We start from the raw sequence: 21,930 nt of genomic DNA on the forward strand, positions 1-21,930 counted from the left end.
CCGCGTTGCAGAACCCTGCAACGCGGCGTTTTGTTATCCGCAGAAACCCTTAGCGGAAGCGGCGACCCGGATCTTCCTCGCTGACTTCCAGGCTCAGGCCCTGGCTCATGCTAGTCAGGTGGTCGCCATCGGTTTCCGAGCCGAGCTTGATCATCAGGCGCAGGTCGTTCGCCGAGTCGGCGTACAGCAGGGCGTCTTCGTAGGTGATCTCGCCCTGGGTGTAGAGGTTGTACAGCGCCTGGTCGAAGGTCTGCATGCCCAGCTCGGTAGAGCGCTTCATCAGCGCCTTGAGCTCGTGCACCTCGCCCTTGCGGATCAGGTCGGCGGCCAGCGGCGTGTTGATCAGCACCTCGATCACCGCGCGACGCCCCTTGCCGTCCGGGGTCGGCACCAGTTGCTGGGCGACGATGGCCTTGAGGTTGAGCGACAGGTCCATCCACACCTGATTCTGCCGATCCGGCGGGAAGAAGTTGATGATCCGGTCCAGCGCCTGGTTGGCGTTGTTGGCGTGCAGGGTAGCCAGGCACAGGTGGCCGGTTTCGGCGAAGGCCACGGCATGGTCCATGGTCTCGCGGGTGCGCACTTCGCCGATGAGGATCACGTCCGGCGCCTGGCGCAGGGTGTTCTTCAGCGCCACTTCGAAGGACTCGGTATCGATGCCCACTTCACGCTGGGTAACGATGCAGCTCTGGTGCTGGTGGATGTACTCGATCGGGTCTTCGATGGAGATGATGTGGCCACTGGTGTTCTTGTTGCGGTAGCCAATCATCGCCGCCAGCGAGGTCGACTTACCGGTACCGGTCGCACCGACGAACAGCACCAGGCCGCGCTTGGTCAGGGCCAGCTTCTTGAGGATCTCGGGCAGCTTGAGGTCGTCGAGGGTCGGAATGTTGGTCTCGATCCGCCGCAGCACCATGCCCACCAGATTGCGCTGGTAGAAGGCGCTGACGCGGAAACGACCGATACCGCGGGCGCTGATGGCGAAGTTGCACTCGTGGTTCTCGGCGAAGTCGCGGCGCTGCTGCTCGTTCATCACCGACAGCACGGTTTCGCGGGTCTGTTCCGGTGACATGGAGTTCTTGGTCACCGGCATGATCTTGCCGTTGACCTTCATCGACGGCGGCACGCCAGCGGTAATGAACAGGTCGGAACCACCCTTTTCAACCATCAAGCGCAGCAGCTTTTCAAATTCCATCTTTTCCGCCCGTCTTGCTCGTGTGCGGCTGCCGCTTGGGCGACAGCATCGTTCTTAGAAGTTTTCTGGTGTCTTGGCTTTTTCGCGGGCCAGTTCGCGGCTGACCAGCCCTTTGGCCACTAGGCCCTTGAGGCACATGTCGAGGGTCTGCATGCCCAGCGAGCCGCCGGTCTGGATGGCCGAATACATCTGCGCCACCTTGTCCTCGCGGATCAGATTCCGGATCGCCGGGGTGCCGATCATGATTTCGTGGGCCGCCACGCGACCGCCGCCGATCTTCTTCAGCAGGGTCTGCGAGATCACCGACTGCAGCGACTCGGACAACATCGAGCGAACCATGGATTTCTCTTCGGCCGGGAACACGTCGACCACGCGGTCGATGGTCTTGGCTGCAGAGGTGGTGTGCAGGGTGCCGAAGACCAGGTGACCGGTTTCCGCGGCGGTCAGCGCCAGGCGGATGGTTTCCAGGTCGCGCATCTCACCCACCAGGATGATGTCCGGGTCTTCCCGCAGTGCCGAGCGCAGGGCTTCGGAGAAACCGAGGGTGTCGCGGTGCACTTCACGCTGGTTGACCAGGCACTTCTTCGACTCGTGAACGAATTCGATCGGGTCTTCGATGGTGAGGATGTGGTGGTACTTGTTGTTGTTCAGGTAGTCGAGCATCGCCGCCAGGGTGGTCGACTTACCCGAACCGGTGGGACCGGTAACCAGCACCAGGCCACGCGGCACGTCGGTGATCTTCTTGAAGACCTCGCCCATGCCGAGGTCTTCCATGCTCAAAACCTTCGACGGAATGGTCCGGAACACCGCACCGGCACCACGGTTCTGGTTGAAGGCGTTGACCCGGAAACGCGCCACGCCGGGCACTTCGAAAGAGAAGTCGGTTTCGAGGTATTCCTCGAAATCCTTGCGCTGCTTGTCGTTCATGATGTCGTAGATCAGCGCGTGAACCTGTTTGTGGTCCAGCGGCGGCAGGTTGATCCGCCGTACATCACCATCAACCCGAATCATCGGCGGCAGACCCGCCGAGAGGTGCAGGTCCGACGCGCCTTGTTTGGCGCTGAAGGCGAGCAGCTCAGTAATATCCATGGGACTCCCCAATCACATGCAAGCAGGTAGAATGCCGCAGACCCCTGACGGGCGGGCTATAGAGCGCAAGTAATGTCCACCATAGCAGAGAATATTGCAAAGGTTCGCGCGCGTATCCGTGAGGCGGCGCAAGCCTCGCAGCGCGATTTGACGACGGTTGGCCTGCTTGCCGTGAGCAAGACCAAGCCGGCAGCCGCCATTCGCCAAGCCCATGCCGCCGGGCTGCGTGATTTTGGCGAAAACTACCTGCAGGAAGCCCTCGCCAAGCAGACCGAATTGACCGATCTGGACTTGATCTGGCACTTCATCGGCCCCATTCAATCGAACAAGACCAAGCTGATTGCCGAACACTTCGACTGGGTGCATTCGGTGGATCGCTTGAAGATCGCCGAACGCCTGGCTGCCCAGCGCCCTGCAAACCTGCCGCCCTTGAACATCTGCCTGCAGGTGAATGTCAGCGGCGAGGCCAGCAAGGCCGGCTGTCAGCCCGATGAACTGAACGCGCTGGCACAGGCGGTTACACAACTGCCACAGCTGCACCTGCGTGGATTGATGACAATCCCCGAACCGACTGAAGACCCGGCGGCCCAACACGCCGCCCTGGCGCGCTTGCGCGAGCTGCGCGACGGCCTGAACCTGGACCTCGACACCCTGTCCATGGGCATGAGCCAGGACCTGGAAGCCGCCATCGACGAAGGCGCCACCTGGGTCCGCATCGGTACCGCCCTGTTTGGCGCCCGCGACTACGGCCAGGCTCACTGACCTGGGCAACACTGGAATAAAGGAAGCAAGCAGATGACTCACCCGCGTATCGCCTTCATCGGCGCCGGCAACATGGCCGCCAGCCTGATCGGCGGCCTGCTCGCCCAGGGCATCCCGGCCAGCCATATCCGCGCCAGCGACCCGGGCGCCGAGCAACGGGCGAAAGTCGCCGCCGAGTACGGCATCGAACTGTTCGAGAGCAATGCCGAGGCCATCGCCGGTGCCGACGTGATCGTCCTGGCGACCAAGCCACAAGTGCTCAAGGGTGTGTGCCAGGCCCTGGCACCGAGCCTGGCCGACGGACAGCTGATCGTCTCCATCGCCGCCGGCATCAGCTGCGCCAGCCTGGCCAACTGGCTGGGCGCCGCTCGCCCAATCGTGCGCTGCATGCCGAACACACCGGCGCTGCTGCGCCAGGGTGTCAGCGGCCTGTACGCCAACGCGGCAGTCAGTGCAACGCAGCGCCAGCTGGCCGAGCAACTGCTGTCTGCCGTCGGCCTGGCCCTGTGGCTGGAGGAAGAGCAGCAGATCGACGCGGTCACCGCCGTCTCTGGCAGCGGCCCGGCCTACTTCTTCCTATTAATAGAGGCGATGACCGCCGCCGGTGAACGCCTCGGCCTGCCGCGCGCGATTGCCGAACAACTGACCCAGCAGACCGCCCTGGGCGCCGCATGCATGGCCATCGAGAGCGATGTAGATGCCGCTGAGCTGCGCCGCCGGGTAACCTCGCCCAACGGCACCACCGAAGCCGCGATCAAAACCTTCCAGGCCGGTGGCTTCGAGGCGCTGGTCCAGCAAGCGCTGGATGCCGCCGCCAACCGCTCTGCCGAACTTGCCGAACAACTGGGTCAATAAGGAGCCTTCATGACCGGATTCACCGAAGCCCTCATCTATATCATCCAGACCCTCGGCAGCCTGTACCTGCTGATCGTCCTGCTGCGCTTCATCCTGCAACTGGTGCGCGCCGACTTCTACAACCCCCTCAGTCAGTTCACAGTGAAAGCCACCCAGCCACTGCTCAAGCCGCTGCGCCGGATCATTCCCGGCTTCGGCGGCCTGGACCTGGCCTCACTGGCGCTGGCGATCCTGGTGCAACTGCTGCTGATGGTGATCATCGTCGCGCTGGCCGGCGCCAACCCCGCCGCGGTCGGCCTGCAGCTGCTGGTGTGGACGATGATCGCGGTGACCTCGCTGTTCCTGAAGATCTTCTTCTTCGCCATGATCATCAGCGTGATCCTCTCCTGGGTCGCCCCCGGCAGCTACAACCCGGGCGCGCAGCTGGTCAACCAGATCTGCGAGCCGCTGCTGGCGCCGTTCCGCAAGCTGATCCCCAGCCTGGGCGGCCTGGATATCTCGCCGATCTTCGCCTTTATCGCGCTGAACTTGCTGGACCGCTTCGTCATCGGCAACCTCGCCGCCATGACCGGCATGCCGTCGATTCTCAGTCCCTTCATCTGAATGGGCTGGTACCGCTGGGATGGCGACGACCTCATCCTCGATTGCCACCTCCAGCCCAAGGCCAGCAGCGACGAGTTTGCCGGCCTGCACGGCGAACGGCTGAAAATCCGCCTCACCGCGCCACCGGTGGAAGGCAAGGCCAACGCGCACCTGCTGGCCTTTCTCGGCAAGGCGTTCGGCGTAGCGAAGAGCCAGGTCAGCCTGGAAAGCGGCGAGTTGAACCGGCACAAGCGCGTACGCATCCATGCGCCACAACGTCTGCCTGCGCTCCCCGGGTTGACCGCTTGGTCATCCAGCGCGACCACCAGGCCGGAGTTGTGAACGAGAGCGATTGACGCCGGCGATCCCCCCCGCATAATGCAGGCATCTCCGGCAAAATCCCGGGCAATACCCCGTGGATGTTCGCCGCACCTGTTGTACCCCTATCACGCAGGACGCGTTACTCGAGGAGTGTCTGGATGAGCATGGAACGACTCAGTCAGCAGGTTGATGCCTACGTTGCCTGGAAGCGCGAGCTGATCCGCGAGATCACCCGCTACCGCAGCTGGCTGGTGCAGAACCGCCTCGGCTCGGAAGCGGTGGACGCGCGCCTGGATCGTGCCCTGCGCCTGCTGCGCACCGACCACATCACCCTGGCCTTCGTCGGCGAGTTCTCCCGCGGCAAGACCGAGCTGATCAACAGCCTGTTCTTCTCCGAATACGGCCAGCGCATGCTGCCTTCGCATGCCGGGCGCACCACCATGTGCCCTACCGAGCTGTTCTTCGACCCCAGCTCCGAACGCTCCTACATCCGCCTGCTGCCGATCGAAACCCGCGCGGCCGAAGCCAGCGTGGCGCAGTTCAAGCGCATCCCCCGGCACTGGGTGAACATCCCGCTGGATATCACCGACCCGAACAACATGACCCTGGCCTTCGCCCAGGTGGCCAAGACCAAGCCGATGCCGGTCGAGCAGGCGATCCAGCTCGGCTTCCTCCCGGAAATGCTCGAGTCCGCCGGCAAGCCCGGCCTGGTGCTGGTGCCCGCCTGGCGCCATGCGATGGTCAACTTCGATCATCCGCTGCTGCGCCAGGGCCTGCGCATCCTCGACACGCCGGGGCTGAATGCCCTCGGCAGCGAACCGGAACTGACCCTGTCGATGCTGCCCAACGCCCAGGCGATCCTGTTCCTGCTGGCCGCCGACACCGGCGTCACCGCCAGCGACATGAGCATCTGGCAGCAACACATCCGTCAGCTGGACGACGACACCCAGGCCAGTCTGTTCGCCGTGCTGAACAAGATCGACGTGCTGTGGGACGACCTGGCCGGCGAAGACTACGTACAGAAGGCCATCGGCGTGGTGCGCAACGACACCGCCAAGCAGCTGGGCATCAGCCCCAGCCATGTGCTGCCGCTGTCGGCCAAGCAGGCCCTGCTCGCCAAGGTGCGCAAGGACGGCCCGCTGCTCGCTCGCAGCCAGCTCGCCGACCTGGAGAACCTGCTGTGCGACCGTATCGTGGCGCAGAAGGAACGCCTGATCGAAGACCGCGTGGTCAACCAGGTGCTGGCCCTGCTCAACAACAGCCAACATGTGCTGACGCTGCGCCTGGACAAGGTCCGCGAGCAGCAGCAACTGCTCTCCGGGCACCAGCAGGACAACGGCCAGATGCTCTTCGAGCTGACCGCCAAGACCAAGGAAGACCACAGCCAGCACCACAAGCGCCTGCTCGGCCTGAAGACCAACCAGCGCCTGCTCAAGCGCCAGGGCGACCTGTTGCGCAACGCCGTGCGCCCGGAGCGCCTGGAAGACCACCTGGCCAAGGTCCGTGAAGGCCTGAGCGGCAGCTGGACCACCCTCGGCATCAACCAGGCCATCCTCAATTTCTTCCGCTCGGTCGACCATGACCTCGGCAGCCTGAGCCAGGAAGCCGAGATGGCCAACAAGATGGTCGCGGCCATCTACCGCCGGCACAACGAAGAAAACCCGCTGCACGGGGTCGACGCGCCGCAGTTCAACAGCAAGCGCTACCTGCGCGAGCTGCAGCAGCTGCACAAGAAGGCCGACCAGTTCCGCCTGCACCTGCGCACCCTGCTCACCGAGCAGCGCAGCCTGACCCGACGCTTCTTCGCCACCCTGGTGCAGGAAGTCATCGGCCTGCACCAGCGCCTGCGCATCGAAGCCGAGCAGTGGGCCAACGATGCCCTGATGCCGCTGATGCAGCACACCATGGAGCACAAGCAGCTGCTGGAAACCCACATGCTGCGGCTCAAGGCCCTGGCCCAGGAAACCCAGCAGACGCGCCAGCGTGGTCAGCAGCTGTCGCGCTATGTCGCCGAACTGGAGACCCAGCTGAGCCAGGCCAACGAAATGCTCCGCGCCCTGCGCCGCCCCGCACCGATCCAGCGCCAGGGCAAGGTGGTCAGCCTGCCCGGTGTAGCACGCCAGCAGGGCTCTTGTGAATGATTTCCGCTTGGCGGATATGCGCAGCCGTCCTATGCTCCACGCATGAGACACCTAGCGAGGCAAATGGATGAAACCTGAATTCAACCTGATCTCTTCACAGGAAGATCCAGGAGACGCGCAACTTTCCCGCGTAATGGTGCAAGTTCGTCAGGCAGCTCAAATACGCGTGCAGCGTGTGGACAGTAATCTGCGCCAATCCTTGTCAGAAGCCCTTAAAGCCAAGCATCAGGCCAACTCGAAGCAAGCTTGAGCATGCACGAGCAAAAGCCAAAACTTGTTGTTTTTGCGGGCCCCAATGGCTCGGGCAAGACATCGATAACCGAAATGCTTCGGCAACACCATTGGCTTGAAGGATGCACATTCGTCAATCCGGACGAAATTGCCCAAGAAGAATTCGGTGGCTGGAACTCCGAAGAGGCATTCACCAAAGCAGCAGACAAGGCACAACTGCTGCGAGAAGCCTGCCTGAACGAAAAGCGCAGCCTAGCTTTCGAAACCGTCCTGTCTACTGACGACAAAGTTGAGTTTATCCAGAGAGCGATTAACGCAGGCTTTTTTGTTCGCATTTTCTTCGTCAGCACCTCCCACCCTGCAATCAACGCCTCGCGCATCACCTATCGCTTCATGGACGGTGGTCACGAAGTGCTGATCAGCAAAATTGTCTCTCGCTATACCAAATCAATCGTTAACTGCATGAGCTTGGCATCGTTTGTTGATCGCCTGTACATCTACGACAACTCCATTGATGGTCAGGAGCCTCAACTGCTCTTCCGCACCCGGGAAGGCAAGCTCTGCAAGTCATATGTCGATGAGCCAGCCATCCCGGAATGGGCGCTTGAGATCCGGCAATACCTTCCCAGGTAACCTCCTTGCTTGCTGCACCAAAGCGCGCTCTTTAGACTGCTGCACTTTCCTGGATCAAGAGCAGGGTCGATGCCGACTGTTTTCCCCGAAGACTCCGTAGGCCTGGTCACGCCGCAGACTGTGCAGTTCAGCGAGCCGCTGGCGCTGGTCTGCGGGCGCACGCTGCATGACTACCAACTGGTCTACGAGACCTACGGCACGCTCAACGCCACGGCCAGCAACGCCGTACTGATCTGCCACGCGCTTTCCGGTCACCATCACGCCGCCGGCTACCACAGCACGGACGAGCGCAAGCCCGGCTGGTGGGACAGCTGCATCGGCCCCGGCAAGCCGATCGACACCAACAAATTCTTCGTGGTCAGCCTGAACAACCTCGGCGGTTGCAACGGTTCCACCGGCCCCAGCAGCCTCAACCCGGCCAACGGCAAGGTCTACGGCGCCGACTTCCCGGTGATGACCGTGGAAGACTGGGTACACAGCCAGGCGCGTCTGGCCGACCTGCTCGGCATTGGCCAATGGGCCGCGGTAGTCGGCGGCAGCCTCGGCGGCATGCAGGCCCTGCAGTGGGCCATCAGCTACCCCGAGCGCATCCGCCACTGCCTGTGCATCGCCTCCGCGCCCAAGCTTTCGGCGCAGAACATCGCCTTCAACGAAGTGGCGCGCCAGGCCATCCTCACCGACCCGGAATTCCACGGTGGGCACTTCCAGGAACAAGGGGTGATCCCCAAGCGCGGCCTGATGCTGGCGCGCATGGTCGGCCACATCACCTACCTGTCGGATGACGCCATGGGCGAGAAATTCGGCCGCGGCCTGAAGAGCGAAAAGCTCAACTACGACTTCCACAGTGTCGAATTCCAGGTCGAGAGCTACCTGCGCTACCAGGGCGAGGAGTTCTCCGGGCGTTTCGACGCCAACACCTACCTGCTGATGACCAAGGCGCTGGATTACTTCGACCCCGCCGGCAGCCACGGCGACGACCTGGCCAAGACCCTGGCGGGGGTCAAGGCCGACTTCTGCGTGATGTCCTTCACCACCGACTGGCGCTTCTCGCCGGCCCGCTCGCGGGAAATCGTCGACGCCCTGCTGGCCGCCAACAAGAACGTCAGCTACCTGGAAATCGACGCACCGCAAGGCCACGACGCCTTCCTCATTCCGATCCCGCGCTACCTGCAGGCCTTCGGCGGTTACATGAAGCGGATCGAGGTATAAGCATGCGCGCTGATCTGGAAATCATTCAGGAGTGGATTCCTGCCGGTAGTCGCGTGCTCGACCTGGGTTGCGGCGACGGCGAACTGCTGGCCTGGCTGGGTGCCAACAAGCACGTCAGCGGCTATGGCCTGGAAATCGACGGCGACAAGATCGCCACCTGCATCGAGCGCGGCGTCAACGTGATCGAGCAGGACCTCGACCAGGGCCTCGGTAACTTCGCCAGCAACAGCTTCGACGTGGTAGTGATGACCCAGTCGCTGCAAGCCCTGCGCTACCCGGACAAGGTGCTGGCGGAAATGCTGCGGGTCGGCAAAACCTGCATCATCACCTTCCCCAACTTCGGCCACTGGCGCTGCCGCTGGTACCTGACCAGCAAGGGCCGCATGCCGGTGTCGGAGTTCCTGCCCTACACCTGGTACAACACGCCAAACATCCACTTCTGCACCTTCGAAGACTTCGAGCGCCTGTGCCTGGCACAAGGCGCACGCGTCGAGGAGCGCCTGGCTGTGGATCACGCACACCGCCACAATCTCGGCAGCCGGCTTTGGCCTAATCTGTTGGGAGAGATCGGCATCTATCGCGTCAGCGGGCCCGGCCTGGCCGATCACCGCGTAGCCGTCTAAACCGCCTGACGCCCCTCGGAGGTTTCCATGCGTCGCTTTGCCTCTCTGCTGTTGTGCCTGCTCGTTGCCCTGCCCGCCCTTGCCGAACGCAAGCAGAGCTTCGGCGACCTCGACGTGCACTACAGCGTATTCAACTCCAGCTTCCTGCAGCCGGACATCGCAGCAGCTGCCGGCCTGACCCGCAGCAAGACCGGCGGCGTGCTCAACGTCGCCGTGCTGAAGGACGGCAAGGGCCAGCCAGCGCAGGTCAGCGGGCAGATCAAGAACCTGCTCGGGCAGACCACCGTCCTGAACTTCAAGCAGGTGCTGGAAAGCGGCGCCGTGTATTACCTCGCCGAATTCCCGATGAATGAGCGCGAGATGCTCAAGTTCAGCCTCAGCGTGGAAGTCGGCGACAGCACGCCGAACAGCTTCAGCTTCGACCAGGAAGTGTTTCCGGAGCCATGATGCCCTTCACCGAACTCGTACTCGCCAGCCATAACGCCGGCAAACTCAAGGAACTCCAGGCCATGCTCGGCGAACACGTACGCGTGCGCTCGGTGGGCGAGTTCTCCAGTATCGAACCGGAAGAAACCGGCCTGTCGTTCGTCGAGAACGCCATCCTCAAGGCGCGCAATGCCGCGCGGGTGTCCGGCCTGCCGGCACTGGCCGACGACTCCGGCCTGGCGGTGGACTTCCTTGGCGGCGCGCCCGGCATCTATTCGGCGCGCTATGCCGATGGCCAGGGTGATGCCGCCAACAACGCCAAGCTGCTGGACGCCCTCAAGGATGTGCCGGATGCCGAGCGCGGCGCCCAGTTCGTCTGCGCCCTGGCGCTGGTACGGCATGCCGACGACCCGCTGCCGATCCTCTGCGAAGGCCTCTGGCACGGCAGCATCTTGCGCGAGGCACGCGGCGAACAGGGCTTCGGCTACGACCCGCTGTTCTGGGTCGCCGAACGCAACTGCTCCAGCGCCGAGCTGCCGGCTGCCGAGAAAAACCAGATCAGCCACCGCGCCCGCGCCATGGCCCTGTTCAAGCAACGCCTGGGGCTGGCATGAACAGCCCCATCGGCGGGAGCTTCCAGCTCCCGCCTCTTGCCCTGTATATCCACATTCCGTGGTGCGTGCGCAAATGCCCGTACTGCGACTTCAACTCCCACGCCGCCGGTCCCACGCTGCCGGAAGAGGAGTATGTCGACGCCCTGCTGGCCGACCTGGATGCCGATCTGGTGCATGTCCACGGCCGCGAGCTGACCTCGATCTTCTTCGGCGGCGGCACGCCCAGCCTGTTCTCGGCCAAGGCCCTCGGCCGGCTGATGATCGGGGTCGAACAACGCGTACGTTTCGCCCGCGATATCGAGATCACCCTGGAAGCCAACCCCGGCACCTTCGAGCAGGCCAAGTTCCGCGACTACCGCAGCCTCGGCATCAATCGCCTGTCGATTGGCGTGCAGAGCTTCCAGGAAGCCAAGCTCAAGGCCTTGGGCCGCATCCACGACGGCAATGAGGCGATCCGCGCCGCCGACATGGCGCGCGCCGCCGGCTTCGACAATTTCAACCTCGACCTGATGCACGGCCTACCCGAGCAGAGCATCGACGACGCCCTGTTCGACCTGCGCACCGCCATCGCCCAGGGCCCGACGCACCTGTCCTGGTACCAGCTGACCATGGAGCCGAACACGGTGTTCTGGAGCCAGCCGCCGCAGCTGCCGGAAGACGACTTGCTGTGGGACATCCAGGAAGCCGGCCAGGCCCTGATCGCGGAACAGGGTTACGCCCAGTACGAAGTGTCTGCCTACGCCCAGCCCGGCAAGCCGGCGCGGCACAACCTCAACTACTGGACCTTCGGCGACTTCCTCGGCATCGGCGCCGGCGCCCATGCCAAGCTGAGCAGCCCGGCTGGGCATATCGTGCGCACCTGGAAGACCCGCCTGCCCAAGGACTATCTCGACCCGGGCAAGGCCTTCCAAGCCGGCGAGCGCGTACTGGCTGGCGAGGAACTGCCGTTCGAGTTTCTGATGAACGTACTGCGCCTGACCGATGGCGTGCCTGCCGCCCTGTTCAGTGAACGTACCGGGCTGCCGCTGGCGCAACTGGACGGCGCGCGGCGCGAAGCCGAAGCCCGCAAGCTGCTGCTGACCGACCCGCAACGCCTGACTGCCAGCCGCGAGGGACAGCTGTTTCTCAACGACCTGCTGCAACACTTCCTGCCCTGAGGCGCGTCCCACACAGTCGCTACAGCAGACTCGGCAGCCCCGGCGACAGACGGTAAACTGCCCCGCACGCTCGATCTCTACCGACAATAAGGACAACCCATGGATCTGCTGCTCGACCTGATCGCCACCCTCTCGCGCTGGTGCCGCGGCAATCTGTACGACATTTCCCTGGCCATCATGGCCACCCTCTTCGTGCTGTTCGGGCCGGGGATCAACGCCTGGGTGCAGCGCTCGATTGCCAGCTTCAACTTCTTCCTGCGCACGCTGATCTTCGTCCTGGTCTGCGCGGTCGGCTATGGCCTGGCGATCGTTTTCCTCACGCCCTGGCTGTCCCATGGGCTGGGTTATTTCAACAACTTCACCCTGGCGCCAGTGCTGCTACTAGTCTTCTTCCTGATCGGCGTGTTGGCCGACCGCAGCTGACCCTCCGGCATTCTCCGTGCGGGCAGCCACTGCCCGCTCAAGGAGAGCCGATGAAACCCATCAAGCACCTCTACCTGTATTTTCAGGACGGCCAACGCCTGGCTCTGCGCTTCCCACGGCAGGTCGAAGACCCGGCAGTCGTCGCGCGGGCCTTGCGCAAACAGCTGGAATCGCCTTTTCTGAGCATCGAGGTAGATGGCGACCTGCTGATGATCCCGCGCGAGAGCATCAAGTACCTGCAGATCTGCCCAATGCCTGCCGCGCTGCCGGAGCTGACCATCCAGGGCGCGGAAGTGATCGACTAGGTCGCCGTCACCACAACAAGAATGAGCCGTCCTCCCCCTGACCATCCGGAGGCACCATGAAGCGCATCGCTCCTCTGCTGTTGATCATCGCCAGCCTGTTCAGCCCAGGCGCCCTGGCCGAAAGCGCGACGCACCGCGCCGACAAGGCCATGACGCCGACCGCCGACTAGGCCGCGACGCAGCATCACCGGGCTGCGTCGACAGACGGCGGCCGGAGCGCTCTGCACTGTGGTGAAAGCTCGAACTACAACGGCGGCACTATCGCCAATCCGTCTAACCCGCACGGGGTTTCAGAGGTAGATTGAAACCAGTGGAGTCACACAGGAGAACGGCATGCAGGTATCCAGCTACAGCAGCACCCTGCCTCTCTCGACCCAGATCATCAAGAAAGCGGGTCAAGCTGCGGAGTCACCCAGCTCACCGGTTAGTCCGGAGCAAGTGAATACCGCCGTCGACCGCGCCGCTGATCGAGTCACCGAACAGCAGGAAAGCAAGGAGCTGAGCCAATCCAACCGGCGTAGCGCCGCCACTCAGTTGTACAGCGCCACCAGCCAGCAGCGGCAAATCGATACGTATCTGGCAGTAGCCAGCGAAGGCGAGATCGACAGCCAGCCGAGCACGGTGGAAACAGCACTGGAACTGCGTGACGATGTGCGCCGCAACGAGCTGGCCCAGAACATCGATAGCAACACCAACCGCCCAGAGCGGCCCGACGCAAAACCGGTGCAACCGGAGCCGTACGTTGATACCCGTGCCTGATCTGTACTGACAGCAGCGCACAAAAAAGCCGCCCGAGGGCGGCTTTTTCTATGGCGCTACAGCTAGAAGGTGCTCAAGGCCTGAGCGACCTCTTACAGCTGCGGGCCGGCGTTGCGGATGGCGTCGGACACGTCGAACTTCTTGAAGTTCTCGATGAACAGACCAGCCAGGCCTTTGGCGGCTTCGTCGTAGGCGTTCTGGTCAGCCCAGGTGTTGCGCGGGTTGAGCAGGTTGGTTTCGACGCCCGGAACGGCCTTCGGCACGCTCAGGTTGATGATCGGCAGTTGCTCGGTTTCGGTACCGATCAGCGCGCCGCTCTGGATCGCTGCAATCACACCACGGGTGGTCGGAATGTTGAAGCGCTTGCCGACGCCGTAGCCGCCACCGGTCCAGCCGGTGTTGACCAGGTAAACCTTGGAGCCGAAGCCGCGGATACGCTTGATCAGCAGCTCGGCGTATTCGCCAGCCGGACGCGGGAAGAACGGCGCGCCGAAGCAGGTGGAGAAGGTCGACTTGATGCCGCCGCCGCTGCCCATTTCGGTGGAACCGACCAGCGCGGTGTAGCCGGACAGGAAGTGGTAGGCCGCCTGCTCTTCGCTGAGGATCGACACCGGCGGCAGTACGCCAGTCAGGTCGCAGGTCAGGAAGATCACAGCGTTCGGCTCGCCACCGAGGTTCTTCTCGGAGCGCTTCTCGATCAGCTCCAGCGGGTAGGCCGCACGGCTGTTCTGGGTCAGGCTGTCGTCGGCGTAGTCCGGTACACGGTTCTCGTCGAGAACCACGTTCTCCAGTACGGCGCCGAACTGGATGGCTTTCCAGATCACCGGCTCGTTCTTCTCGGACAGGTCGATGCACTTGGCATAGCAACCGCCTTCGATGTTGAACACCACGCCCACACCCCAGCCGTGCTCGTCGTCGCCGATCAGGTAACGGCTTTCGTCAGCCGACAGGGTGGTCTTGCCGGTGCCGGACAGACCAAAGAACAGGGTCACGTCGCCTTCTTCACCGATGTTGGCGGCGCAGTGCATCGGCAGCACGTCGGCATCCGGCAGCAGGAAGTTCTGCACGGAGAACATGGCTTTCTTCATTTCACCGGCGTAACGCATGCCGGCGATCAGGACTTTCTTGGCGGCGAAGTTGAGGATCACGCAGCCATCGGAGTTGGTGCCGTCACGCTCAGGCACGCACTCGAAGTTGGCAACGTTGAGGATCTGCCACTCGTCCCGGGCGCCCGGGTTGTAGGTTTCCGGGTTGATGAACAGGCAACGACCGAACAGGTTCTGCCAGGCAGTCTGGGTGGTCATCTTGACCGGCAGGTAATGCGCGTCGGCGGAACCTACGTGCACATAGGAAACGAAGTGTTCCTGGGCATTGTTGAAGGCTTCAACGCGATCCCACAGGGCATCGAACTTGTCGGCCGGGAACGGACGGTTGATTGCGCCCCAGGCGATTTTCGCCTCGGTGCTCGGCTCTTGCACGATGAAACGGTCGGCCGGGGAACGGCCGGTGCGGTGACCGGTACGGACGACCAGAGAGCCGTTGGCGGCCAGTTCGCCTTCACCCCGACGAATGGCCTCTTCGACCAGTTGGGCAGCGCTGATATCGGTGTACACGGCGTTATTGGCTTGCGTCATGAGGATCCCCGTCGGCCACTGGCCGAGTCTTCCGAACATTCTGTAGTGGGCTCGATACGTCACTACAGCGATAAAAAAGTCGCGGGAGTATGCCAGAAAAGCACGCTCCTTGGCAGCCTCTGATCCGTAAACGCGGTCGATAGACGCACGCTATTGGTCAGTGGCGGGTTGCCGAGGGGTCCTGACTGCCGCCACCGGCGAACAGTTGGGTCACATCGGCGGCATCGAAGGCATAGCGTTCGTTGCAGAACTGGCAGTCGATCACCACCTGGCCATCGTGCTCGGCCAGCAGCGCCATCGCGTCGGGCTCGCCGAGGCTGATCAGCGCCCGCGACGAGCGCTCACGCGAGCAGCTGCAGCGGAAACACAACGCCTGCGGCTCGAACAGGCGCACGGTGTCCTCGTGGTAGAGGCGATGCAGCACGGTCTCGTTGTCCAGGCCCAGCAGCTCCTCGGCGGTCAGCGTGTTGGCCAGGGTCAGCACGTGCTGCCAGCTGGCTTCGCGCTCGTCCGCGTCGGGCAGGCGATCCACCGGCAGTTGTTGCAGCAGCAGGCCACGGGCGCGCTGACCATCGGCGTGCAGCCAGAAGCGCGTGGACAGTTGCTCGGAGGTGGCAAAGTAGTTGGACAGGCAATCGGCCAGGGTCTCACCATCGAGATCGACGATCCCCTGGTAGCGCTGACCCTGCTTCGGGTCGACGGTCAGGGCCAGCACGCCATCGGGCATCAGCTCGCGCAGGCCGGCATCGGCGCCGATCTGCTCGGCATGGTAGTGGGCGATGCCACGCACTTCACGCTCGCTGGAGCATTCGATCATCAGCAGCGGCACCGCGCCGGACGAGCGCACCTGCAGAATCAGCAGGCCGTCGAACTTCAGGGTGCCGACCAGCAGGGCCGCGGCAGCCAGCATCTCGCCCAGCAACTGGGCGACCGGCTGCGGGTAGGAATGCTTGGCCAGTACGTGCTGGTAGCTCTGGCCGAGGCTGACCAGTTCGCCGCGCACATCGGAGTCGTCGAACAGGAAACGTTGAGTGAAGTCGGACATGCCCGGACTCTGCGTGGTTTCAGGGCCGGCGATTTTAGGCGCAAAGCCCGGCGCGACCAAGGGCCGGTTGTCTATCGATGGTTTTGCAGCGCTCTATCAGTCCTGCCCGCCACGAAAACTCTGCAGCTGCCGGCGCTGTTTCTTGCTCGGCCGACCGTCCGTTTGCAGGCCGATGGCACCGGCCTTGCGCAGCTCTGTGGCGGCTTCGCGGCGGCTCAGGCTGTCGGCGGTCTCCTCGTACAGCAGTTGCGCCTCGGGCGCGCCGCGGCGCACCACGGACAGCGCACGCACCACCACCGTGCGCTCCTCGAAGCCGGTGCGGATGACAAACTCGTCACCCAGCCGGGGCTCCTTCGAGGGTTTGCAGCGCTCGCCACGGCAGTGCACCTTGCCGCCTTCGATCGCCTCCTTGGCCAGGGCACGGGTCTTGTAGAAGCGCGCCGCCCACAGCCATTTGTCCAGGCGGACCTTGTCGTCGTCTTTGTCGCTCATCACTCACTCGGAAAAGTCTGTCGCAGGTCTGAATCTTGCCTGATGCAGTTGTCATATGGGACATCTAGAATGCCTGCACTGCCTGCGGAAAGCCTGTATTGAAGACGTTCGATCAACTCTCGGTCATCGGCCTGCGTGAATGGATCAACCTGCCTGACCTGGGCATGGTCGGCCTGCGCGCGAAGATCGATACCGGTGCCAGCACCTCGACCCTGCACGCCAGCGACATCCAGCCCTTCGAGCGCGACGGGGTGGGCTGGGTGCGCTTCACCGCGCACTTCGGCACGGTGGTGCAGCGCCGCCATCGCTGCGAAGCGCCGCTGGTCACGGTGAAAACCATCAAGAGCTCCAACGGCCACACGCAGAGTCGCTACGTGATCCGCACCCTGCTCATGCTGGGTGATCGACAATGGCCGGTGGAATTCACCCTGGCCTGCCGCAAGACCATGCGCTACCGCGTGCTGCTCGGCTCCAAGGCGCTGGTCACCGGGCAACTGGTGGTCAACCCGGCGCTGACCTACGTGCAAGACAAACCGCAATTACCCTCTGCTTCCGGTGCCCAATGAAGATCGCCATCCTGTCGCGCAACCCACGCCTGTACTCCACGCGCCGCCTGGTGGAAGCCGGCGAGGCGCGCGGCCATGAAGTCATCGTGATCGACACCCTGCGCGCCTACATGAACATCGCCAGCCACAAGCCGCAGATCCACTACCGCGGCCGCCCGCTGGAAGGTTTCGATGCGGTGATCCCGCGGATCGGTGCCTCGGTGACCTTTTATGGCTGCGCGGTGCTGCGCCAGTTCGAGATGATGGGCGTGTTCCCGCTCAACGAGTCGGTGGCGATCAGCCGCTCGCGCGACAAGCTGCGCTCGCTGCAACTGCTGTCGCGACGCGGCATCGGCCTGCCGGTGACCGGCTTCGCCCACTCGCCGGACGACATTCCCGACCTGATCCAGATGGTCAACGGCGCACCGCTGGTGATCAAGGTGCTGGAAGGTACCCAGGGCATCGGCGTGGTGTTGTGTGAAACCGAGAAGGCTGCGGAATCGGTGATCGAGGCGTTCATGGGTCTCAAGCAGAACATCATGGTGCAGGAGTACATCAAGGAAGCCGGCGGCGCCGACATCCGCTGCTTCGTGGTCGGCGACAAGGTGATCGCGGCGATGAAGCGCCAGGCCAAGCCCGGTGAATTTCGCTCCAACCTGCACCGTGGCGGCAGCGCCAGCCTGATCAAGATCACCCCAGAAGAACGCATGACCGCGATCCGCGCCGCCAAGGTCATGGGCCTGTCGGTGGCCGGCGTCGATATCCTGCGCTCCAACCACGGCCCGCTGGTGATGGAAGTGAACTCCTCGCCCGGCCTGGAAGGTATCGAGACCACCACCGGCAAGGACGTGGCCGCGATCATCATCGAGTACCTGGAAAAGAACGCCGAACCCGGCCAGACCCGCACCAAGGGCCGGGGCTAAGCCAACCCGCACCCGCGCGTATCAATAACGCGGGCTGTACCCCGCCCTACAACGCGCCGTTGCGGGCCTGCATCCAGGTGAGGAAGTCGCTCTCCCTCAACGGCTGGCTGAAATGGTAGCCCTGCCCCAGGGCACAACCATGACGGCGTAGCCAGTCGAGCTGGGCATCGCTCTCGATGCCTTCGGCCACACACTCCAGATCCAGATTGCGTGCAATCACCAGGATCGTCTCGACCAGCATCTGCCCGCTGGCTTCGCCTTCCAGGTCATTGATGAAGCTGCGGTCGATCTTCAATCGATCCAGCGGCAGGCGCTTGAGGTAGGTCAGCGAGGAGTAGCCGGTACCGAAATCGTCGATGGCGAAGCGGATGCCCAGATGCTTGAGCGCCTGCATGGCGTCGATGCACTGCTCGACATCCTCCAGCAGCACGCCCTCGGTGATCTCCAGTTCCAGTGCACGGGCCGGCAAGCCATGACGCTCCAGGCAGGCACGCACCCGCTCGGCGCAGCCTGGCTGACGCAACTCGCGTGGGCTGAGGTTGACTGCCAGCACCAGGTCCGGCCATTGCCCCTGCCAGCGGGCCAGGCTGGCGCAGGCCTGTTCCAGCACCCAGTGACCGAGTTCCTGGATCAACCCGGTTTCCTCGGCCAGGGCGATGAACTGCCCCGGCGGAATATCGCCGCGCTCCGGGTGGCGCCAGCGCAGCAGCACTTCGGCGCCGGCCACGCGGTTGTCGGCCAGCGCCAGTTGCGGCTGGAACACCAGGTACAGCTGGTTGCGCGCCATGGCCTGGCGCAGCTCGCTCTGCAACTGCAAGCGCTGGTCGATCACCGCCTGCATTTCCGGGGCGAAGAAATGCAGGGCGTTACGCCCCGCCTGCTTGGCCTGGTACATGGCCGTGTCGGACTGTTTCAGCACATCGGCGGCGCCCTGCCCCGGCAGCGGGTGCAGGGTGATGCCGATGCTGGCAGTGACGGCCAACTCATGGCCCTCCACCCGGTAGCTGCCCTGCAGGCTGCCGAGCAGCTTGTCGCCCACCTCGGCGGCGTGTTCGGCGGCCAGCTCGGGGGTTTCGCCGAGGGCTTCGAGCAGCACCACGAACTCGTCACCGCCAAGCCGCGCCAGGGTGTCCTCGGCGCGCAGGCAGCGGCCCAGGCGCGCGGTCACTTCGCGCAGCAAGGCATCGCCGACCGGATGACCGAGGCTGTCGTTGACCGTCTTGAAATGGTCCAGGTCAATAAACAGCAAGGCGCCAAAGCTGCCGTCGCGCAGTTCGCGGGTCATCGCATGCTGCAGGCGGTCCTGCAGCAGGCGGCGATTGGGCAGGCCGGTCAGCTCATCGCTATAGGCCAGCCGCTCGATCTCGCGCTGGTAGCGCTGACGCTCGGAAATATCGGTGATGCTGGCGCGCACCAGCAGCGGCTTGCCCGGCATGCGCACCAGGCGTACCTCGCACGGCAACATGCGCCCGACACTGTCGCGGTGCAGCCACTCGAACACCGGCGTGCCGCCGCCGATGGCGGCTTCCAGATTCTTCAGCGCAGCAGCCTCGGAGTCCTCGCCATTGGCTTGGCGTGGCGGCGTCAGGTCGATCGGGCGCTTGCCCATCAGCTCGGCGCGCCCGAGGCGGAACAGCCGCTCGGCATTTTCGTTGGCATCGACGATGCCGGTCTTCGGGCTGAACAGCAGGATCGCCTCCGGCGCGTGCTGCACCAGGGTGCGGTAGCGCGCCTCGGCGTCGTGGCGCGCGGTGATGTCTTCGATCAGCGCCAGGCAGGCTTCCAGCTTGCCCTTCTGGCCACGCACTGCGCGCAGGCTGAGGCGGCTGTAGACCACGCTGCCGTCGCGGCGCAGGAAGCGCTTTTCCAGTTCGAAATCATCCCGTTCGTTGTTGCCGAGGGCCTCGAACAGCTGGTCCTCGCGCTCGATATCGGCGGTGTGGGTGATCTCCAGCCACTGGCTGTTGAGCAGTTCCTCGCGGCTGCGCCCGAGGATATCGCAGAGCTTGTGGTTGACCTCCAGCCACTGGCGCTGCGGGCCGATCATCGCCATGCCGATCAACGGCGCCTCGAAGAACAGACGCAGCCATTCGTCGCGCTCGCGCAGTTGCTGTTCGGCGCGCCGGCGTGCGCTGATGTCCTGGATCGCGCCGTAGATACGCAACGTGTGCTCACCGTCGCGCTCGGGGAAGCCTTTCAGGCGCACCCAGCGCGCGGTGCCCTTGGCGCCGATCAGGCGCACTTCAAGGTCGTAGGGTTTGCCCGTCTGCAGGATCGCCTCAAGGGCTTGCTGCATCAGTTTCTGGCTTTCCGCGTCGTAGCGATCCAGCGAGGCCTGCATGTCCGGCGCGCCGCCGGCGGGGTCCATCTCGTTGAGGCGAAAGCAGCCGTCGGTCCAGTACATGCTCTGGTCCGCCAGGTTCAGCACCCAGCCGCCGATATTGGCCACTTCTTCGGTCTGCGACAGCAGGTGGGCCTGACGCAACAGCTCCTCGCGGCTTGCGGCCAGCTCCTGGGCCTGGCGCTCGCGCTCAGTCACGTCATTGTTCAGGGCGACGATATGGCTGACCTGGCCCTGTTCATCCAGCAGCGGCGCCACGGTCACTTCGTTCCAGAACAGCCGGCCATCCTTGCGGTAATTGCGCAGCACCTCCTGGTGCGGCATGCCGCGCTGGATGGCCTGGCGGATGCGCAGCAAGCCGCCCTGCTCGTCGTTCTTGCCGACCAGGGTGCGGCTGTCGCTGCCGATAATTTCCTCGCGGGCATAGCCGCTGATGCGCTCCAGCGCCGGGTTGCAATAGATGAAGGGCACGCCCGACTGGCGCACATCGGAGATCGACACCCCCAGCGGGCACGCCTGCAGCGCCAGGTTGGCCAGGGCCAGCTCGCGCTGCATCAGCGCACTGCGCTTGAGGGTGCGGCGCAGATCGCTGAGCGCACGACCGACCAGCAGGGTCGCGACCATCAGCACCAGCACACTGAGGTACAGCTCGCCGCGCTGCGGGTTGAGCCATTCGCCGCCGCTGCGCACCTGGCCCAGCTGCGGCAACAGGGTGACCAGAGCGGTCAGGCCGAGCCCGCAAAGCGCCCCGGGAAAGCCCCAGAACAAGCCCAGGCTGAGCATCGACAAGCCGATCAACGGCAAAGTCAGCGCCAGGGGCAGCAACCCCAACAGCCAGGGCAGACCGACCAGCAGCAACAGCAGCAAGGGCCAGGGCGGCAGATGGCGCCAGGCCGCCGAGGGCCCTTCTTCCTCACCCAGCGCAGGCAGCACCCAGCCTCGCCGCCGCAAGATCGGCGTCAGCGCCGCCAGCAGCAGGATGCTGATCACCAGGCTGCTCAGGCCGTACGCCAGGCACAGGCCCAAGCTGACCCGCAGCCAGTCCACCGCCAGGGTGCCACTGGCAAACACCTGCACGCCTTGCATGGCCAGCGCCATCAAGGCCGTAGGCAATAGCACGCCGAAGAGAAAGAAACGCAGCAGATGCGGCAGGCTGCACAGGGTCGCCTCGACCCGGTAATGCCGCAACAGCGCCCAGGCCAGCGCCAGGCCGAGGGTTTCCGGCACGCCATGCAGGGCCGCCAGCGGCCAGGGAACATCCCAGAGCAGGGCACCGAACAGCGCATTCAGGTAAACCGCCGGCAGCACCCGCGGGCCCCACCAGAGCACGCAGGCCAGGCCGAGGGCGAACGGCACGTAGCCGAGCGCCACCCCGCCAACGGTGCCCAGGGCGAGGGTCAGCCAGGTTCCCAGATGCAGCAGTGGCAATGGCAGCCACCAGCTCCAGAGAGGCAGTCGGTCGAATACGGCAGGCATGCTGACCTCAGAAGAACTACCTGGGGAGCATAGATCAGTGGACGACAGGCACCGGCTTAGCGCCTGCCTCGGACCTTCTGATCGTCGGCCATGCTACGTTGAAATGCGGCTCGGACTGCTCATTTACGGTTTGTAAACTCCGCGTCCTC

23 protein-coding genes are annotated in these 21,930 nt (G+C 63.9%); 17 read left to right on the forward strand and 6 right to left on the reverse strand.

Going from position 1 to position 21,930, the window contains the following annotated elements; translation table 11 throughout:
- Positions 1-49: 49 nt before the first annotated feature.
- Complete coding sequence (locus H3H51_RS02825; protein ID WP_183087495.1) at positions 50-1,195, reverse strand: PilT/PilU family type 4a pilus ATPase; 1,146 nt, start codon at positions 1,193-1,195, stop codon at positions 50-52.
- Positions 1,196-1,249: 54 nt separating this feature from the next.
- The gene (pilT, locus tag H3H51_RS02830) at positions 1,250-2,284 is read right to left on the reverse strand and encodes a type IV pilus twitching motility protein PilT (protein ID WP_183087496.1); all 1,035 of its coding nucleotides are present in this window, start codon (positions 2,282-2,284) and stop codon (positions 1,250-1,252) included.
- A gap of 72 nt (positions 2,285-2,356) precedes the next feature.
- On the opposite strand from pilT, the gene H3H51_RS02835 reads away from it, so the two are divergent.
- From H3H51_RS02835 to H3H51_RS02905, 15 genes are all read left to right on the forward strand, one after another.
- Positions 2,357-3,046: a YggS family pyridoxal phosphate-dependent enzyme gene (locus H3H51_RS02835; RefSeq protein WP_183087497.1), complete on the forward strand. Its 690-nt coding sequence runs from the start codon at positions 2,357-2,359 to the stop codon at positions 3,044-3,046.
- A 33-nt stretch (positions 3,047-3,079) separates the two neighbouring features.
- Positions 3,080-3,901 (forward strand): pyrroline-5-carboxylate reductase, encoded by an 822-nt coding sequence (gene proC, locus H3H51_RS02840; RefSeq protein ID WP_183087498.1) that lies wholly within the window; start codon positions 3,080-3,082, stop codon positions 3,899-3,901.
- A gap of 9 nt (positions 3,902-3,910) precedes the next feature.
- Positions 3,911-4,504, forward strand: coding sequence for a YggT family protein (locus H3H51_RS02845; protein ID WP_183087499.1), 594 nt, complete (start codon positions 3,911-3,913; stop codon positions 4,502-4,504).
- Positions 4,505-4,825, forward strand: coding sequence for a DUF167 domain-containing protein (locus tag H3H51_RS02850; protein ID WP_183087500.1), 321 nt, complete (start codon positions 4,505-4,507; stop codon positions 4,823-4,825).
- Between the two features lie 137 nt (positions 4,826-4,962).
- Complete coding sequence (locus tag H3H51_RS02855; RefSeq protein ID WP_183087501.1) at positions 4,963-6,945, forward strand: dynamin-like GTPase family protein; 1,983 nt, start codon at positions 4,963-4,965, stop codon at positions 6,943-6,945.
- Positions 6,946-7,012: 67 nt separating this feature from the next.
- Positions 7,013-7,195: a hypothetical protein gene (locus H3H51_RS02860; RefSeq protein WP_183087502.1), complete on the forward strand. Its 183-nt coding sequence runs from the start codon at positions 7,013-7,015 to the stop codon at positions 7,193-7,195.
- A 2-nt stretch (positions 7,196-7,197) separates the two neighbouring features.
- On the forward strand, positions 7,198-7,809 hold the full coding sequence (locus tag H3H51_RS02865) for a zeta toxin family protein (protein WP_183087503.1): 612 nt from the start codon (positions 7,198-7,200) through the stop codon (positions 7,807-7,809).
- A gap of 69 nt (positions 7,810-7,878) precedes the next feature.
- Positions 7,879-9,018, forward strand: a complete 1,140-nt coding sequence (metX, locus tag H3H51_RS02870; RefSeq protein ID WP_183087504.1) for a homoserine O-succinyltransferase MetX — start codon at positions 7,879-7,881, stop codon at positions 9,016-9,018.
- Between the two features lie 2 nt (positions 9,019-9,020).
- The gene (gene metW / locus H3H51_RS02875; protein WP_183087505.1) at positions 9,021-9,641 is read left to right on the forward strand and encodes a methionine biosynthesis protein MetW; all 621 of its coding nucleotides are present in this window, start codon (positions 9,021-9,023) and stop codon (positions 9,639-9,641) included.
- A gap of 27 nt (positions 9,642-9,668) precedes the next feature.
- On the forward strand, positions 9,669-10,088 hold the full coding sequence (locus tag H3H51_RS02880) for a DUF4426 domain-containing protein (RefSeq protein WP_183087506.1): 420 nt from the start codon (positions 9,669-9,671) through the stop codon (positions 10,086-10,088).
- Positions 10,085-10,681: an RdgB/HAM1 family non-canonical purine NTP pyrophosphatase gene (gene rdgB / locus H3H51_RS02885; RefSeq protein WP_183087507.1), complete on the forward strand. Its 597-nt coding sequence runs from the start codon at positions 10,085-10,087 to the stop codon at positions 10,679-10,681. The genes H3H51_RS02880 and rdgB overlap by 4 nt, the downstream gene beginning before the upstream one ends.
- Positions 10,678-11,838, forward strand: coding sequence for a radical SAM family heme chaperone HemW (gene hemW, locus H3H51_RS02890; RefSeq protein WP_183087508.1), 1,161 nt, complete (start codon positions 10,678-10,680; stop codon positions 11,836-11,838). The genes rdgB and hemW overlap by 4 nt, the downstream gene beginning before the upstream one ends.
- Before the next feature lie 99 nt (positions 11,839-11,937).
- The gene (locus H3H51_RS02895) at positions 11,938-12,261 is read left to right on the forward strand and encodes a DUF3392 domain-containing protein (RefSeq protein WP_183087509.1); all 324 of its coding nucleotides are present in this window, start codon (positions 11,938-11,940) and stop codon (positions 12,259-12,261) included.
- A gap of 50 nt (positions 12,262-12,311) precedes the next feature.
- Complete coding sequence (locus H3H51_RS02900; RefSeq protein ID WP_183087510.1) at positions 12,312-12,566, forward strand: hypothetical protein; 255 nt, start codon at positions 12,312-12,314, stop codon at positions 12,564-12,566.
- A gap of 333 nt (positions 12,567-12,899) precedes the next feature.
- Positions 12,900-13,325: a hypothetical protein gene (locus H3H51_RS02905; protein WP_183087511.1), complete on the forward strand. Its 426-nt coding sequence runs from the start codon at positions 12,900-12,902 to the stop codon at positions 13,323-13,325.
- A 92-nt stretch (positions 13,326-13,417) separates the two neighbouring features.
- Here the strand turns inward: H3H51_RS02905 and H3H51_RS02910 are convergent, their stop codons facing one another.
- The 3 genes from H3H51_RS02910 to H3H51_RS02920 form a co-directional block, all read right to left on the reverse strand.
- Positions 13,418-14,959 (reverse strand): phosphoenolpyruvate carboxykinase, encoded by a 1,542-nt coding sequence (locus tag H3H51_RS02910; RefSeq protein ID WP_183087512.1) that lies wholly within the window; start codon positions 14,957-14,959, stop codon positions 13,418-13,420.
- Between the two features lie 157 nt (positions 14,960-15,116).
- Positions 15,117-16,004, reverse strand: coding sequence for an Hsp33 family molecular chaperone HslO (gene hslO / locus H3H51_RS02915; RefSeq protein ID WP_183087513.1), 888 nt, complete (start codon positions 16,002-16,004; stop codon positions 15,117-15,119).
- Between the two features lie 96 nt (positions 16,005-16,100).
- Positions 16,101-16,496 (reverse strand): RNA-binding S4 domain-containing protein, encoded by a 396-nt coding sequence (locus H3H51_RS02920; RefSeq protein ID WP_183087514.1) that lies wholly within the window; start codon positions 16,494-16,496, stop codon positions 16,101-16,103.
- 98 nt (positions 16,497-16,594) lie between these two features.
- On the opposite strand from H3H51_RS02920, the gene rimB reads away from it, so the two are divergent.
- Positions 16,595-17,062: a retropepsin-like aspartic endopeptidase RimB gene (gene rimB, locus H3H51_RS02925; protein ID WP_183087515.1), complete on the forward strand. Its 468-nt coding sequence runs from the start codon at positions 16,595-16,597 to the stop codon at positions 17,060-17,062.
- Positions 17,059-17,964, forward strand: coding sequence for a 30S ribosomal protein S6--L-glutamate ligase (gene rimK / locus H3H51_RS02930; protein ID WP_183087516.1), 906 nt, complete (start codon positions 17,059-17,061; stop codon positions 17,962-17,964). The genes rimB and rimK overlap by 4 nt, the downstream gene beginning before the upstream one ends.
- Before the next feature lie 46 nt (positions 17,965-18,010).
- On the opposite strand, the gene H3H51_RS02935 is transcribed toward rimK, so the two are convergent.
- On the reverse strand, positions 18,011-21,781 hold the full coding sequence (locus H3H51_RS02935; RefSeq protein ID WP_183087517.1) for a sensor domain-containing protein: 3,771 nt from the start codon (positions 21,779-21,781) through the stop codon (positions 18,011-18,013).
- Between the last annotated feature and the right edge of the window lie 149 nt (positions 21,782-21,930).

The sequence above is a fragment of the Aquipseudomonas ullengensis genome (assembly GCF_014174475.1).
In the GTDB taxonomy this organism is placed as follows: domain Bacteria; phylum Pseudomonadota; class Gammaproteobacteria; order Pseudomonadales; family Pseudomonadaceae; genus Aquipseudomonas; species Aquipseudomonas ullengensis.